A 14,221-nucleotide genomic window follows, 5' to 3' on the forward strand; every position below is an offset into this window, starting at 1 on the left:
GGCGGCGGCTCGGGCGGCCTTCGCCACACGCCGCTCCGGACATGAAAAACCGGCCCCTCGCGGGGCCGGCAAAGCTCGAAACGAAACGCAACGCCGGGCCCGCATCGACCCGGGGACGCCCTCAATGCAAGGTACGGTCTGGCATGGTCTGCCGCACCCGCTCGATCTCTTCCTTCAGCAGCAGCTTCTTTCGCTTCAACTCGGTTACGCTGAGATCGTCCGAGGACGGACTGGCCACGGCCTCGGCGATGGCCTCTTCAAGCTGACGATGCTTGCGTTCGAGTTCGACGAGATGGGTCTGCAGCGACATCTGGATCCTCCTGATGAGCGGTTGACTCGGGCAGTCTGGCATAGAGCCGGCTTCGCGTCTGCGGGGCTTTCTCGCGCCGCACCATGACTTTCGGTGATCCTGACCGACTCCTTTCCCCGAAGGCGCGAACATGAGCGCTGGCTGCCCCGCCGCAGGCTCCGCGCTCTTGCGGCGCGTGCGGCGTCTTCGCATAGTCCAGCCCAATCGCGGCGATGATGAGATGGCTTCATGGGATTCGAGCTCAGCCCGGAGGAGGTCGAGACCTTCACCAACGAACTCGCGCGCCTGCGCGAGGAGCATCGCGATCTCGATTCCGCCATCGACGCGCTCGAACGGGTCGGCGCGATCAACCAGATCCAGGTGCAGCGGCTGAAGAAGCGCAAGCTCTACCTGAAGGACCGCATCGCCCAGATCGAGGACGCGCTGACGCCCGACATCATCGCGTGAAGGGCATGGGCCCCATTCGCCGCTTGCTTCCGTAGCGTTGCCCGGTCTAGATCGCGCGCTTCCTCTCCCAAGCTGCGGAAGCGTTCCGTTTCATGGCCCAAGCCTCCCAGACTGAAGCCTCCCGGACCCCCAGCCCACCCGTCGCCATCGTCATGGGCAGCCAGTCCGACTGGGCGACGATGCGCCATGCCGCCGAGACGCTCGATGCGCTGGCCGTCGCTCATGACGCCCGGATCGTCTCCGCCCACCGCACGCCCGACCGCATGGTCGGCTTCGCGAAAGGAGCGAAAGCCGAAGGCTTCAAGGTCGTGATCGCGGGCGCGGGCGGCGCGGCGCACCTGCCCGGAATGGTCGCCTCGCTGACGCCGCTGCCGGTCTTCGGCGTGCCGGTCGAATCCAGGGCGCTGTCGGGCCAGGACAGCCTGCTCTCGATCGTGCAGATGCCGGCCGGCATTCCGGTCGGCACGCTCGCCATCGGCCGCGCCGGCGCGGTCAACGCGGCCTTGTTGGCGGCGGCCGTGCTCGCCCTGTCCGACGAGGCGCTGGCCGGCCGGCTCGACGCCTATCGGGCGAAGCAGAGCGCCGCCATCGCCGAACGCCCGGTCCGGGACGAGGCATGAGCGCGCCCGATCCGACGGGGCTCGCGCCCGGCGCCGTGCTCGGCATCCTGGGCGGCGGCCAGCTTGCCCGCATGATCGCGCTGGCGGCGGCCGATCTCGGCCTGCGCGCCCACATCTTCGCGCCAGAACCCGACAGCCCGGCCTTCGACGTCGCCGCGCGCCACACCGTCGGCGACTATGCGGACGAGGCGGCGCTCGCCCGCTTCGCCGACGCCGTCGATGTCGTGACCTACGAGTTCGAGAACGTGCCGGCCGCGACCGCCGCCTTCCTTGCGGCACGCACGCCGCTGCATCCGGGCGCGCGGGCGCTCGCCGTCACGCAGGACCGGCTGAGCGAGAAGAGCTTCGTCGCCGGCCTCGATCTCGCGGTTGCGCCCTTCCGCGCCGTCGATTCGCTCGCCGGTCTCGAGGCCGCCGTCGCCGCTCTCGGCCATCCCTCGATCCTCAAGACCCGCCGCTTCGGCTATGACGGCAAGGGCCAGGTCAAGATCACGGCCGAAACCGATCTTGCCGAAGCCTATGAGGCGATCGGGCATTTCCCGGCGATTTTGGAGGGTTACGTGCCGTTCACGCGCGAGGTCTCGGTCGTCGCGGCGCGCGGGATCGACGGATCGTTTGCGGCTTTCGACCTCTGCGAGAACGAGCATCGCGACCACATCCTCGCCTTCACCCGCGTGCCGGCGCGGGTCTCCGCGCCGGCTGCCGCCGCGGCGATCGAAGCGGCCCGCAGCATCGGCGCGGCGCTCGGCTATGTCGGCGTGTTCGCGGTCGAGCTGTTCGTCGTCGGCGAGGGCCGGAACGAGGCGGTGATCGTCAACGAGATCGCCCCGCGCGTGCACAATTCCGGGCACTGGACCAGCGAGGGCGCGCAAACATCGCAGTTCCACCAGCATGTTCGCGCCGTCTGCGGCTTCCCGCTCGGCTCGGCCGCGCGGCGCGGCACGGTCGAGATGGAGAACCTGATCGGCGAGGCGGCGCTGCGCTGGCGCGAGCTCCTGGCCGAGCCCGGCGCGCATCTGCATCTCTACGGCAAGCGCGACGCCAGGCCCGGCCGCAAGATGGGCCATGTCACGCGGGTCTCGCCCGGGACCTGAAGACATCAGCCCGCGCAAAACCCGCATTTGCAGGCTTTTTTCGCTGCATTGCGGCGTGGACAGCGGAATCGAATTCTGCTATCCGCACGATCCTTCCGGAGACGTTGCGTCGCCGGGTCGAAATCCTCAGACCAACCGCTGAAAACGGACACTCACGTGCAGGTTCTCGTTCGCGACAACAACGTCGATCAGGCTCTCCGCGCCCTCAAGAAGAAGATGCAGCGCGAGGGCATCTTCCGCGAGATGAAGCTGCGCGGTCATTTCGAGAAGCCCTCCGAGAAGAAGGCCCGCGAGAAGGCCGAGGCCGTCCGCCGCGCCCGCAAGCTCATGCGCAAGAAGCTGCAGCGCGAAGGCCTGCTGCCCGCGCCGGTCAAGCCGAAGCGCCCCTGATCCGGTTTCCCGCCGCGGCCTGTCGGCCGAGGCGGCTAAGGCGATCCATCCGATTTTGCGCCTGGAGCCATCTCCGGGCGCATTCGCATTTTGAGGCGGCGGCTCCGCCGGCCACGCCGCCACGCAGGGCGGGAATGTCCGGAAACGGTTGCTTTTTGCGGCGCCGTTAACCAAGTCTTGGCAGGATAGTGGCGCTCTGAAAGCAAAGCGCCGCCGGTTGGGGCGCGACGACGGCGCGGGGCCAAAGCCCGGCGCGGCAGGCGAGGCACGGAACCGATGAGGTATGGCATGAACGCAAGCAGGAACTGGCTGGCCGTCGCTGGCCTCGCCGTCGCGCTGGCGGGCTGCGACACCGTTTCCAATATGAGCTCCGGTCCGGCCGTGGCCGAGATCGACACCTCGTCGGCCGAGAACGCCAGCGTCAATATCGGCTCGCTGACTGATGTGATCAGCCGCAATCCCAACGATCCCACCGCCTACAACACGCGCGGGGCGGCCTATGCCCGCGTCGGCCGCTTTTCCGATGCAATCGGCGACTTCACCAAGGCGGTCCAGCTCGACCCCAACCTCGCCTCGGCCTACACCAACCGCGCGCTGGCCTTGCGCCAGAGCGGTCGCAACGACGCGGCGCTGGCCGATTTCAACCGCGCCACCGCCGCCAGCCCGAACTACGCACCGGCCTATATCGGCCGCGCCAATCTGCTGCGCGCCCAGAACAACAGCCAGCAGGCGTTGAGCGACCTCAACACCGCGATCCGGCTCAATCCGGAATCGGCGGAAGCCTTCCATGCGCGCGGGCTCGTCTACCAGAAGGAAGGCCAGCACCAGTATGCCGTCACCGATTTCGACTCGGTGATCGACCGCAACCCCTATACCGCGCCGCCCTATATCGCGCGCGGCCAGAGCCTGAACGCGCTCGGCAAATACGATGCGGCGCTGGAGGATTTCACCGCCGCGCTGAACGTCGACAACCGCAACGCCGAGGCCTGGGCCGGACGCGGCTTCGCCAACGAAAAACTCGGCAAGAAGAACGAGGCGACGGAAAACTACGCGCGCGCCATCAGCCTCGACGGCAACAACGCCACCGCCCGCGCCGGCCAGTCCCGCATAGGGGGCGGAGGCGGCGGCGGTTTCGGCCTGTTCCGGAGCTGATCAGGATCCGGGCGGCTGGCCGACGGTGATCGTCTCGGCGCCGGTCAGCCGGCCCGCGGCGGCGTCCGCGATGAAGCGTCTGACCTCCGGCACGGAGCCTCGCGCCGGCAGATCCTCGTGCCGCCCCTCCGGAAATCGCACGAAACGCTTCGGTTCGTTCGCCATCGCATAAAGAGCCTGACCCTGTGCGAACGGGATGACGCCGTCGCGCTCGCCATGCAGCACCAGCAGCGGCGCGCGCACCTGGCCGATCACGGCGTCGGAGCGGAACTGGTCGAGCATGAGCAGCGAGACAGGCACGTAAGGATAGACGCCCTGCGCCACGGCCGCCGTCGAGAGATAGGGCGCCTCCAGCACGATCGCCGCCAGCGGCGCCTCGGCCGCGAGCTTAAGCACGACGCCGGTGCCGAGCGATTCGCCGTATCCGATCAGGTTGGCCGCACCGAAGCGCGCGACCGCCGCGCCATAGGCGGCGCGGGCATCGAGAAGCAGGCCGGCCTCGCTCGGCGTGCCTGTCGAGCCGCCATAGCCGCGATAATTCACCGCGAACAGGCCGGTGCCGTCCTCCGTCAGCGCCCGGAACCGCGCCTGCCGGACAGGCCGCGCGAAATTGCCGGCATTGCCGTGGAAGAACAGCAGCACCGGCTTGCCGGCGCGCGGCGGCACGACCCAGGCGACGAGCCGCTCCCCGTCCGACGCCGTCAGCGTCGTCTCCTCCAGCGCCGGAAGGGCGACGCCCGCGGTCTCGGCACGAGCCGGATTGCGCGGATACATCAGGTCGCGTTGCTTGACGAAGAGCAGGCCGAGCATCGTGCCGTAGCCGATCAGGGCGGTCAGCAGCGCGGTCTTGACGAGCTTCACAAGCATCGCGCCGGAGGTCCCGAAAAAGAAAGGGCCGGCATTGGAGCCGGCCCTTTGCAGCATGATGATGACGGCCGTCTCGTCAGTGCGCCATCGCCTTGACGATGTCGTCGGTCACCTTCTTGGCGTCGCCGAACAGCATCATCGTGTTGGGGCGGAAGAACAGCTCGTTCTCGACGCCGGCATAGCCCGCCGCCATGCCGCGCTTGATGAAGAGCACGGTCTTGGCCTTCTCGACGTCGAGGATCGGCATGCCGTAGATCGGCGAGGCCTTGTCGGTCTTGGCGGCCGGATTGGTGACGTCGTTGGCGCCGATGACGAAGGCGACGTCGGCCTGGCCGAACTCCGAGTTGATGTCCTCGAGCTCGAAGACCTCGTCGTAGGGAACGTTGGCCTCGGCCAGCAGCACGTTCATGTGGCCGGGCATGCGGCCCGCGACCGGATGGATGGCGTATTTGACCTCGACGCCCTCCTTCTTGAGGATGTCGGCCATCTCGCGCAGCGCGTGCTGGGCCTGCGCCACCGCCATGCCGTAGCCCGGCACGATCAGGACCTTGCCGGCGTTCTTCATGATGTAGGCGGCGTCGTCCGCCGAACCCTGCTTGACCGGCCGCGCCTCGACCGCCCCGCCCGCGCCGGCGGCCGCATCGTCGCCGCCGAAGCCGCCGAGGATGACGGAGACGAAGCTCCGGTTCATCGCCTTGCACATGATGTAGGACAGGATGGCGCCGGACGAGCCGACCAGCGCGCCGGTGATGATCAGCGCCATGTTGCCGAGCGTGAAGCCGATGCCGGCCGCGGCCCAGCCGGAATAGGAGTTCAGCATCGAGACGACGACGGGCATGTCCGCCCCGCCGATCGGGATGATCAGCAGCACGCCGAGCGCGAACGAGACCAGCACGATCAGCCAGAAGACGGCTTGGCTCTCGGTCTTGAGGAAGATCAGCAGCAGCACGAACAGCGCGATGCCGAGTCCGATATTGATGCCGTGGCGCTGAGGCAGCATGATCGGCTTGCCGCTCATCCGCCCGTCGAGCTTGAGGAAGGCGATGATCGAGCCGGTGAAGGTGATCGCGCCGATGGCGACGCCGAGCCCCATCTCAAACAGGCTCGCGCCCTTGATCTGGCCGATCCTGCCGATGCCGAAGGCCTCGGGCGCATAGAGCGCGGCGGCCGCGACCAGCACGGCGGCGAGGCCGACCAGCGAGTGGAAGAACGCCACAAGCTGCGGCATCTGCGTCATCTGCACGCGCTTGGCCATGACCGCGCCGACGCCGCCGCCGATGCCGACGCCGAGGATTGTCAGGAACCAGCCGGAGAAACCCGCCGGCGGGAAGAACAGCACCGTCGTCAGCGCGGCGATGGCCATGCCGATCATGCCGTAGCGGTTGCCCTGGCGCGAGCTCGTCGGATGCGACAGCCCGCGCAGGGCCATGATGAAGAGGACGCCGGCGACGACGTAGAGAAGCGCTGAGATGTTCGCGGCCATGACGCGGTCAGCCCTTCTTCTTGTACATCGACAGCATCCGCTCGGTGACGAGGAAGCCGCCGAAGATGTTCACCGAGGCGAGGATCAGCGCGATGAAGCCGAAGACCTTGGCCCAGAGCGGCCCGTCGCCGAGCGTGTCCGCCGTCGAGACGCCGACCGCGAGCAGCGCGCCGACCACGATGACTGAGGAGATCGCGTTGGTGACCGACATCAGCGGCGTGTGCAGCGCCGGCGTCACCGACCAGACGACATAGTAGCCGACGAAGACCGCGAGCACGAAGATGGCGAGCCGGAACACCGTCGGATCGACGCCGCCGGTGGCGACGCTGGCCGCGAGCGCCGCCTGCTCGGCGTATTTCTCGGCGAGCTCGGCCGCCTGTCGCGCCAGCACGGCGGCGGAGCGGGCCTGTTCGAGCGCCTGTTCGGGTGTCGGATTAGCCATTGGTGACGCTCCCCTTCGAGGCGGGCGCGGATTTGGCGTCGGGTTCCGCCGACGCGGCTGGACCGGATTCGGCCACGGGATCGGGAGCTGCCGCGGGTGCGAGCGTCGGCTCCGGCGCGTTTGCAGGCTTGGGCTCGGTCGCCACGGGAGCCGGCTCCGATTTAGGAGCGGGAGCGGCCTTGGCTGCGAAATTCGGGTGGACCACGGCGCCGTCCTTCGTCAGGGCGGTGGCCTTGACCAGTTCGTCGTCCCAGTCGACCGCGAGCTTCTTGTCCTTCTTGTCGATCAGCGTCTCGACGAAGGCGTAGAGGTTCTTGGCGTAGAGCGAGGACGAGGTCGCGGCGAGGCGCCCCGGCACGTTGAGGTGGCCGACGATCCTGACGCCGTTCTTCGTGGTGACGACCTCGCCGGGCTTGGCCAGCTCGCAGTTGCCGCCGCGCTCGACCGCGAGGTCGACGATGACCGAGCCCGCCTTCATGCTCTCGACCATGGCGGCCGAGATCAGCTTCGGCGCCGGCCGGCCCGGGATCAGCGCGGTCGTGATGACGATGTCCTGCTTGGCGATGTGGCTCGCGGTCAGCTCGGCCTGCTTCGCCTGATACTCCTTCGACATCTCCTTGGCGTAGCCGCCGGCCGTCTGCGCCTGCCTGAACTCCTCATCCTCGACCGCGAGGAACTTCGCGCCGAGCGACTCGACCTGCTCCTTGGTGGCGGGGCGCACGTCGGTCGCGGTCACGATCGCGCCGAGGCGGCGCGCGGTGGCGATCGCCTGCAGGCCGGCGACGCCGACGCCCATGATGAAGATGCGCGCGGCGGGCACGGTGCCGGCCGCCGTCATCATCATCGGCAGGGCCCGGCCATATTCGGCCGCGCCGTCGATCACGGCGCGGTAGCCGGCGAGATTCGCCTGCGAGGACAAGACGTCCATCACCTGCGCGCGGGTGATGCGCGGCATGAACTCCATCGCGAAGGCCGCGACATCGGCCTTGGCCAGCCCCGCCAGAGCCGCCTCGTTGCCGTAAGGGTCCATGATGCCGAAGACGAGCGCGCCTTTCGGCAGGCCGGCGAGTTCGCTGTCGGCCGGACGGCGCACCTTCAGGACGATGGCCGCGCCGGAGAGCGCGTCCTTGGCCGACTTGGCGATGATCGCGCCGGCGGCCTCATAGTCCGCGTCATTGATCCCGGAAGCCGTGCCCGCGCCGGTCTCGACGACGACCTCGGCGCCGAGGCCGATGAACTTGCGGACGGTCTCCGGCGTGGCGGCGACCCGGGTCTCCGCTCCTTGCGTTTCGGCTGGCACGGCGATGCGCATGGCGGGCGGGACCTCCCGGAGATAGGGCTTGAGGGCTCAGCGCGCCGCGGGCAGCAGCACGAGCGCGAGCATCAGCAGGACGAAGGGCACAAGCGGGGCGCGCCAGCCCAGAGATTTCGAGGCGATGCCGACACCCGTGCCGACCAGCGTCAGGAGCGTGCCGAAGATGGCGAAGCCCCAGGCTCCCTTCGCGCCGCCGACGGCGAGCGCCGCGACGATGGCGAGACAGGCGACGGTGCCGACCTCGGCGAAATGGACGAAGCCGCTATAGGTGCGCTCGTGCTCGGCATAGTCCATCTGGGGAATGTCGCCGGCGTGGTGTCCGTGGTCGGCCATGAAGGGTGTCCCCGAATTCTTGAAGAATGAACCTCTCGCCCTGTAGCGCACCTGCGAAGGGTCTGGCAACGCGGCAAAGCATGCCGCCTGCGCGACGAGGATGCAATCGCGACCGGCAACGGCGTTCGGCGTCATGCCGCTCGCGGCTCGCGTCGGGTCAGGCGCGAACTAAGGCAGCAAATCCTGTGGCAGGCACTGTGGGTCATAATCGCGCGGCCGATTCTTCTGCATCCAGGCGTAGCCGCCGGCGATCACGATCGCGCCGAACATCGCCCCGGCCAGCAACTTCAAGCCTCCCGAAAAGACCAGCAGCGCCAGCGGCAGGGCGACGAACAGCAGGCTCAGGATGACGAGCAGAACCCGCATCCCCCGCAGCCGCCCTTCGCTCGCGCCGGCGAAGAAGCGCACCGCCTTCGCCGGTCCGGCCGCGAGCGCGCGATGCAGATCACGCACGAAGGCGGCATAGACGCGATTGCGCTCCTCGTCCGGAAAGCCCGACGCGCTGCTGGCGGTGACGAGCAGGAGCGCGGACCCGTCGAACTGATCTCGCACCTGCCGTAATCGCCGTATTCGGGGATATGGGCGACGAAGAGATGCACGCCGCGCACCTCGCCGAGCGGCCGGGACTGCTCGCCGCCATCGATCGTCCAGACCAGCGTTCGCCATCGAGCGCCACGCCCTCATCGGCCAGCACCAGGAAGTTGCCGCCATCATGCCTTACGAAAAGGGCGTAGTCCCGGCGCTCCGGCATCCCTCCCCATTCGCCTCCGGCATTGCGATCCTCCGCCTGAGGAGCGGGCCTGAGCTGAGCCTGTCTGGCGAGGCCGTGCTCAGCCGCCGGCCAGCCCCGCCGCGGCGAGGGCCGCGGCCTGCTCCCGCGCCACGCGCTCGACCGAAAACCCCTCGATTTCCCGCTCGAACAATTGATGGAAGTTCAGCTCCGCGTCGAGATGCAGGAAGACGCCGCCGAGCCCGATCGCGGCGCGGTCCATGAAGACGAATTCGCGCGGCACCGTGACCGGCCCCTTCTTCTTCAGGGCCTGATGCACCTGGAAGGCCTGCTTGCGGCCATACTCCGCCGGGCTGACATCCTCGGCGATGCGCCTCACCCGGTCCTCCAGAAGCGGGCCGTAGATGAACTTCGCCCAGATGTTCAGCGTGTCGACGAGGTCCCTGGTCAGCCCCTTGAAGCCCCAGGTCTCGTAGGCGTGGACGATTCGGGCCTCGTCGCCGTCGAGAATGCCGCGATAGAGATCGACAACGCCGCCGACGAAGCGCGGCGGGAAGATGCGGATGCAGCCATAGTCGAGCAGGTTGATGCCGGCCGGAGCGCCGCTTTCTGAGAAGACGGTGTAGTTCCCGAGATGCGGGTCGCCATGGATCACGCCGTGATGGCTGAAGGGCCGCCACCAGGCCTTGAACATCGCGGTCGAGATGCGGTCGCGCGCCTCTTGCGCATCTTGCTTGTGGTCGAGGATGCGGTCGCCCTCGAGCCAGTGCATGGTGAGCAGGCGCTTCGTCGAGAGGCCCGCCTCCAGCGCCGGCACGCGCACTTCCGGCGTGTCCTTCAGGATATCTTGGTAGAGCGCGATGTGCTTCGCTTCGCGCTGATAGTCCAGCTCTTCCCGGACCCGCGCGCCGATCTCCTCGACGATCTCGGTGGTGTCGATCACCGGGTCCATGCGCCGGTGCAGCGAGAACAGGATGTCGAGCTGCGCGATGTCGGCCTCGACCGCCGATTCCATGTCCGGATATTGCAGCTTGCAGGCGAGCGCGGTGCCGTCCGGCGCGGTCGCGCGATGGACCTGGCCGAGCGAGGCCGCCGCCGCTGGCTGGAGATCGAACCCGCCGAAGCGCTCGCGCCAGCTCGCGCCGAGCTCGGCCATCATCCGGCGCTTGACGAAGGCCGCTCCCATCGGGGGGGCCTGCGACTGCAGCTTCTGCAGTTCGGCGGCATATTCCGGCGGCACGACGTCGGGGATGGTGGCGACGAGCTGCGCCACCTTCATGATCGGGCCTTTCAGCCCGCCCAGCGCATTGGCCAGCGCCTCGGCATTGGAGAGGTTGCGGTTGTCGACATTGAACAGCCGCGCGCCGACCATCCGCGCCGCGACCCCGCCGACACTGGCCCCGACCCGGGCATAGCGCGCGGCGCGGGCGGAAAAGCGGTTGGCTTCGGAATCGTGGTCGGACATGGGCCTGCGGGGTGGTGGCGATGCCACAGGATATGGGCCGGCCCGGCGCGCGCGCCAACCCCCGCGATGTCTGCCCTCTCTGGCGGGAGGACCGAGCTTGCGGCCGAGCGCGAGCGTGGCCGTCGTCCCCGTCCTGAGCAGCAGCCATGGCCTGATCGCGGTCTCGATCCGGGTTGGTGTGGTCACGCCGGAGCGTTCTTGGGCCAGTTGTCGCGAATCCAGCGCGTCAGCCCGTCCTCGTCGACCTCGCCGGCCGCGAGTGCGAGGATTGCGGCGGCGGCCATTTCTTCCGGCAACACGAACTCGATGTCGTTATGGAAAGAAAGGCGTACAGCGCCAGCAGCGCGGTTCGCTTGTTGCCGTCGATAAGCGGGCGGTTCTTTGCCAGGCCGAAGGCACAGGCGGCCGCCAATTCGGCCAGATCAGCCTGCTCGCAGGCCCATTTATTGACCGGCCGCTCCAGCGCTGACACCAGCATGCCTTCGTCGCACAGACCCTGTCCTCCGCCATGTATTCACCAGTTGCTCGTCGTGGATCGCGGTCACGATGTCGAGCGACAGCCGGTTCGGCTCAGTCATTTAGCGAGTTCCGCCAAGGCGTTATGATAGATTTTCATGCCGCGCCGCTGCCTTCGCCTTGTCGAAATCCGGCTTCTGCTTGACCAGGCGAAAACCGCCGCCCGGAGGCTGGGCGCCAGTGGGCTATGCACCCTCGGGTTGCGCTACGCGCGCCTTGCGGGCCGTGTTGTTATTCCCGGCCCAGGAGCCGTCAAACGCCAGCGTCGCGATCAGCCACGACGCCAACGCCACCACCGCGACGCCGCCCAGCGCCATGAACGCCGCGGCGTAGCCATAGGCCTGCGCCACCGTGCCGCCGAGCGTCGGGCTCAGCGACGCGCCCACGCCCTGCAGCGTCATCACCGCGCCGAGGCCGACATTGAAATGGCCCGAGCCGCGCAGGATGCGCGCCACCAGCCCCGGCACCGCGACGCCGAGCAGGCCAGCGCCGACGCCGTCGAGGATCTGAACCGGGACCAGCACCCAGAAGCCGGTCAGCGAGGCTGCGATCAGGCCGCGCAACGGCAGCGCCACCAGCGCCAGAACAAAGACGATCCAGTAGCCGCGCGATTGCGCGAGCTTCGCCGCCAGCAGCGCCATCGGGATCATGGTCAGTTGCGCGACGACGACGGTCAGCGCCGTCGAGGCGCTCGGATCGCCGTCGCCGCGCGCCACCATGGCCTGGCCGAGCAGAGGCAGCATCGCGGCGTTGCCGAGATGGAACAGCAGCAGCACCAGCGCCAGCACGACGAGCGGCGCGGATGTCAACAGCAGCGACCAGCTTGCGCCGCCGGTCGAACGAACATGGATGTGAGCAGGGATGATCTGGCCTGATCGGCGCAAGGCCATCTTGAGCAAATCCCCGGCGTCACCCGCTTGCCAGCCGGTTCCGCCCGCGCGCCTAATGCGGCCACGACGAACGCACGGGACGGACACGCCGGATGGGGCTGTATTTCGAGGAGTTCGGCGACGATCTGCGCGTCGTCACGCGCGGCCGCACCGTCGGCGAGGGCGATATCACCCTGTTCGCGGGCCTGTCGGGCGATTTCAACCCGCTCCATGTCGATGCCGAATACTGCGCCGACACGCCGTTCGAGGAGCGTATCGCGCACGGCCCGCTGACGCTGTCGATGGCGATCGGCCTGATGTCGCAGCAGAACCTGATCGACGCCACGACCATGGGCCTGCTCGACCTGCACTGGTCCTTCGCCGGCCCGGTCAGGATCGGCGACACCGTCCACGCCGTCGTCACCACGAGCGACAGGACGCCGTCGCGAAAGCCCGATCGCGGCGTGGTGACGCTCAGGCTCGACGTTTTCAACCAACGCGGCGAGCAGGTCCAGACCGGCCATATGAAGCTGCTGATGAAGCGCCGCGACGCGGGGTCGGCCTGATGCTGGCGCGCCATGGCAGCTATGAGGAGACCTTCGCGCGCTTCGTCTGGGCGGTGCCGGAGCGTTTCAACATCGGCGTCGCCTGCTGCGACGTCCATGCCGACGGCAGCGGCCGGCCGGCGCTGATGTGCGAGGCGGGCGGCCATGTCGCCACGACGAGCTTCGACGAGCTGAAACGGCGCTCGAACCGCCTCGCCAACCTGCTCACGGCGCAAGGTGCGAAGCCCGGCGACCGCGTCGGCATCCTGCTGCCGCAGCGGGCCGAGACGGCGATCGCCCATATCGCCGTCTACAAGCTCGGCGCGATCGCGCTGCCGCTGTTCACGCAGTTCGGGCCGGACGCGCTGGAGCACCGGCTGCAGCATTCGGGCGCGAGCGTTCTGATCACCGACGGCGAGAACCTCGCCAAGGTCGAGGCGATCCGCGACGCGCTGCCGGACCTCGAGCGCCTCATCGTCATCGGCGGCCACGGCCAGCTCGATTTCGAGGCCGAGATGGCGAAGGCCTCGGACGCATTCACGCCACGCGATACAAGCGCCGACGACCCGGCGCTGATCATCTACACCTCCGGAACCACCGGAAAACCGAAGGGCGCGCTACATGCCCACCGCGTCCTGCTCGGTCATCTGCCCGGCGTGCAGTTGCCGCAGGAGTTCTTCCCGCAACCAGGCGACCTGTTCTGGACGCCGGCCGACTGGGCCTGGGCCGGCGGCCTGCTCGACGTCCTGCTGCCGAGCCTCTATTTCGGCGTACCGGTCTTGGCCGCGCGAGCGAAGAAATTCGATCCCGAGGCGGCGTTCGGCCTGATCGCGCGCCACAAGGTGCGCAACGCCTTCCTGCCGCCGACCGCGCTGAAGCTGATGCGGCAGGTCGAAAATCCGCGGCGGCTCGGCTTTCGCGTGCGCTCGATCGGCACCGGCGGCGAGACGCTGGGCGCCGACATGCTGGCCTGGGGAGCCGAGACCTTCGGCTTCGACCTCAACGAGTTCTACGGCCAGACCGAGGCCAATCTGATCGTCTCCAACTGCGCGAGCCTGTTTCCGGTCGTGCCGGGCTCGATGGGCCGCGCCGTTCCCGGCCATCGCGTCGCGGTGATCTCGCCCGAGGGCAGGGAACTGCCGGCCGGCGAGCAGGGACTGATCGCGGTGGCGCGGCCCGACCCCGTGATGATGCTGGAATACTGGCGCCAGCCCGAGGCGACGGCGGCGAAGTTCGTCGGCGACTGGTTCGTCACCGGCGACACCGGCGCGCGCGACGAACAGGGCCATTTCTGGTTCCAGGGCCGCGACGACGACATCATCTCGTCGGGCTCCTACCGGATCGGGCCGGGCGACATCGAGGACTGCATCATCCGCCACCCGGCCGTGCTGATGGTCGCCGTCGTCGGCTCGCCCGATCCGGTGCGGACCGAGGTGGTGAAGGCCTTCGTCCTGCCGATACCCGGCGTCACGCCATCGGACGCGCTCGCTTCGGAGATTCAGGCTTTCGTGAAGGAGCGGCTTGCGGCCTACCAGTATCCGCGCGAGATCGAATTCGTCTCCGAATTGCCGATGACGGCCACCGGCAAGATCAGGCGCAAGGATCTGCGGGAGCGGGAAGCGGTGAGAAAGAGCGCGGACTAA

16 protein-coding genes and 1 pseudogene are annotated in these 14,221 nt (G+C 68.3%); 7 read left to right on the top strand and 10 right to left on the bottom strand.

All coding sequences use genetic code 11. The features are described 5' to 3' along the window. Positions 1-121 precede the first annotated feature (121 nt). Positions 122-310, bottom strand: coding sequence for a YdcH family protein (locus AC1RRW_RS01510; RefSeq protein WP_492898490.1), 189 nt, complete (start codon positions 308-310; stop codon positions 122-124). Positions 311-538: 228 nt separating this feature from the next. Between AC1RRW_RS01510 and AC1RRW_RS01515 the strand changes: the two genes are divergently transcribed. The 5 genes from AC1RRW_RS01515 to AC1RRW_RS01535 all read left to right on the top strand — a co-directional run bounded on the left by AC1RRW_RS01515 (position 539) and on the right by AC1RRW_RS01535 (position 4,013). Further along, positions 539-757 (top strand): YdcH family protein, encoded by a 219-nt coding sequence (locus tag AC1RRW_RS01515; RefSeq protein WP_492898492.1) that lies wholly within the window; start codon positions 539-541, stop codon positions 755-757. A 92-nt stretch (positions 758-849) separates the two neighbouring features. Further along, positions 850-1,377 carry a 5-(carboxyamino)imidazole ribonucleotide mutase gene (gene purE / locus AC1RRW_RS01520; protein ID WP_492898494.1) on the top strand — a complete coding sequence of 176 codons (528 nt, stop codon included), beginning with the start codon at positions 850-852 and terminating at the stop codon, positions 1,375-1,377. Further along, complete coding sequence (locus AC1RRW_RS01525; RefSeq protein WP_492898496.1) at positions 1,374-2,471, top strand: 5-(carboxyamino)imidazole ribonucleotide synthase; 1,098 nt, start codon at positions 1,374-1,376, stop codon at positions 2,469-2,471. The genes purE and AC1RRW_RS01525 overlap by 4 nt, the downstream gene beginning before the upstream one ends. 156 nt (positions 2,472-2,627) lie before the next feature. Further along, positions 2,628-2,861 (top strand): 30S ribosomal protein S21, encoded by a 234-nt coding sequence (gene rpsU / locus AC1RRW_RS01530; RefSeq protein ID WP_068175090.1) that lies wholly within the window; start codon positions 2,628-2,630, stop codon positions 2,859-2,861. A 288-nt stretch (positions 2,862-3,149) separates the two neighbouring features. Continuing rightward, positions 3,150-4,013 carry a tetratricopeptide repeat protein gene (locus tag AC1RRW_RS01535; RefSeq protein WP_492898498.1) on the top strand — a complete coding sequence of 288 codons (864 nt, stop codon included), beginning with the start codon at positions 3,150-3,152 and terminating at the stop codon, positions 4,011-4,013. Here the strand turns inward: AC1RRW_RS01535 and AC1RRW_RS01540 are convergent, their stop codons facing one another. The 9 genes and pseudogenes from AC1RRW_RS01540 to AC1RRW_RS01580 all read right to left on the bottom strand — a co-directional run bounded on the left by AC1RRW_RS01540 (position 4,014) and on the right by AC1RRW_RS01580 (position 12,054). Then, on the bottom strand, positions 4,014-4,880 hold the full coding sequence (locus tag AC1RRW_RS01540; protein WP_492898500.1) for an alpha/beta hydrolase: 867 nt from the start codon (positions 4,878-4,880) through the stop codon (positions 4,014-4,016). Positions 4,881-4,956: 76 nt separating this feature from the next. Next, a complete protein-coding gene (locus tag AC1RRW_RS01545; protein WP_492898502.1) occupies positions 4,957-6,363 on the bottom strand; it encodes an NAD(P)(+) transhydrogenase (Re/Si-specific) subunit beta in 1,407 nt (468 codons plus the stop codon). 7 nt (positions 6,364-6,370) lie between these two features. Then, complete coding sequence (locus tag AC1RRW_RS01550) at positions 6,371-6,805, bottom strand: NAD(P) transhydrogenase subunit alpha part 2 (protein ID WP_492898504.1); 435 nt, start codon at positions 6,803-6,805, stop codon at positions 6,371-6,373. After that, positions 6,798-8,117 (bottom strand): Re/Si-specific NAD(P)(+) transhydrogenase subunit alpha, encoded by a 1,320-nt coding sequence (locus AC1RRW_RS01555; protein ID WP_492898506.1) that lies wholly within the window; start codon positions 8,115-8,117, stop codon positions 6,798-6,800. The genes AC1RRW_RS01550 and AC1RRW_RS01555 overlap by 8 nt, the downstream gene beginning before the upstream one ends. Before the next feature lie 36 nt (positions 8,118-8,153). Continuing rightward, a complete protein-coding gene (locus tag AC1RRW_RS01560) occupies positions 8,154-8,453 on the bottom strand; it encodes an aa3-type cytochrome c oxidase subunit IV (protein ID WP_492898508.1) in 300 nt (99 codons plus the stop codon). A gap of 168 nt (positions 8,454-8,621) precedes the next feature. Beyond that, positions 8,622-9,005 (bottom strand): hypothetical protein, encoded by a 384-nt coding sequence (locus AC1RRW_RS01565; protein ID WP_492898510.1) that lies wholly within the window; start codon positions 9,003-9,005, stop codon positions 8,622-8,624. A 278-nt stretch (positions 9,006-9,283) separates the two neighbouring features. Beyond that, a complete protein-coding gene (locus tag AC1RRW_RS01570) occupies positions 9,284-10,648 on the bottom strand; it encodes an ABC1 kinase family protein (RefSeq protein WP_492898512.1) in 1,365 nt (454 codons plus the stop codon). Between the two features lie 182 nt (positions 10,649-10,830). Continuing rightward, positions 10,831-11,226, bottom strand: a pseudogene (locus tag AC1RRW_RS01575) (type II toxin-antitoxin system death-on-curing family toxin). A gap of 123 nt (positions 11,227-11,349) precedes the next feature. Next, complete coding sequence (locus AC1RRW_RS01580; protein ID WP_492898514.1) at positions 11,350-12,054, bottom strand: MFS transporter; 705 nt, start codon at positions 12,052-12,054, stop codon at positions 11,350-11,352. A 92-nt stretch (positions 12,055-12,146) separates the two neighbouring features. On the opposite strand from AC1RRW_RS01580, the gene AC1RRW_RS01585 reads away from it, so the two are divergent. Both AC1RRW_RS01585 and AC1RRW_RS01590 read left to right on the top strand, forming a co-directional pair. Next, positions 12,147-12,599, top strand: a complete 453-nt coding sequence (locus AC1RRW_RS01585) for a MaoC/PaaZ C-terminal domain-containing protein (protein WP_492898516.1) — start codon at positions 12,147-12,149, stop codon at positions 12,597-12,599. Beyond that, on the top strand, positions 12,599-14,221 hold the full coding sequence (locus tag AC1RRW_RS01590; RefSeq protein WP_492898518.1) for an acyl-CoA synthetase: 1,623 nt from the start codon (positions 12,599-12,601) through the stop codon (positions 14,219-14,221). Before AC1RRW_RS01585 ends, AC1RRW_RS01590 begins: the two co-directional genes overlap by 1 nt.

The organism is Allobosea sp. GW821-FHT12C12 (assembly GCF_058807355.1).

Coding starts and splice junctions, on each gene's coding strand:
- AC1RRW_RS01510 (WP_492898490.1), bottom strand. CDS start 310: ATGTCGCTGCAGACCCATCTCGTCGAACTCGAACGCAAGCATCGTCAG.
- AC1RRW_RS01515 (WP_492898492.1), top strand. CDS start 539: ATGGGATTCGAGCTCAGCCCGGAGGAGGTCGAGACCTTCACCAACGAA.
- purE (WP_492898494.1), top strand. CDS start 850: ATGGCCCAAGCCTCCCAGACTGAAGCCTCCCGGACCCCCAGCCCACCC.
- AC1RRW_RS01525 (WP_492898496.1), top strand. CDS start 1,374: ATGAGCGCGCCCGATCCGACGGGGCTCGCGCCCGGCGCCGTGCTCGGC.
- AC1RRW_RS01535 (WP_492898498.1), top strand. CDS start 3,150: ATGAACGCAAGCAGGAACTGGCTGGCCGTCGCTGGCCTCGCCGTCGCG.
- AC1RRW_RS01540 (WP_492898500.1), bottom strand. CDS start 4,880: ATGCTTGTGAAGCTCGTCAAGACCGCGCTGCTGACCGCCCTGATCGGC.
- AC1RRW_RS01545 (WP_492898502.1), bottom strand. CDS start 6,363: ATGGCCGCGAACATCTCAGCGCTTCTCTACGTCGTCGCCGGCGTCCTC.
- AC1RRW_RS01550 (WP_492898504.1), bottom strand. CDS start 6,805: ATGGCTAATCCGACACCCGAACAGGCGCTCGAACAGGCCCGCTCCGCC.
- AC1RRW_RS01555 (WP_492898506.1), bottom strand. CDS start 8,117: ATGCGCATCGCCGTGCCAGCCGAAACGCAAGGAGCGGAGACCCGGGTC.
- AC1RRW_RS01560 (WP_492898508.1), bottom strand. CDS start 8,453: ATGGCCGACCACGGACACCACGCCGGCGACATTCCCCAGATGGACTAT.
- AC1RRW_RS01570 (WP_492898512.1), bottom strand. CDS start 10,648: ATGTCCGACCACGATTCCGAAGCCAACCGCTTTTCCGCCCGCGCCGCG.
- AC1RRW_RS01580 (WP_492898514.1), bottom strand. CDS start 12,054: ATGGCCTTGCGCCGATCAGGCCAGATCATCCCTGCTCACATCCATGTT.
- AC1RRW_RS01585 (WP_492898516.1), top strand. CDS start 12,147: ATGGGGCTGTATTTCGAGGAGTTCGGCGACGATCTGCGCGTCGTCACG.
- AC1RRW_RS01590 (WP_492898518.1), top strand. CDS start 12,599: ATGCTGGCGCGCCATGGCAGCTATGAGGAGACCTTCGCGCGCTTCGTC.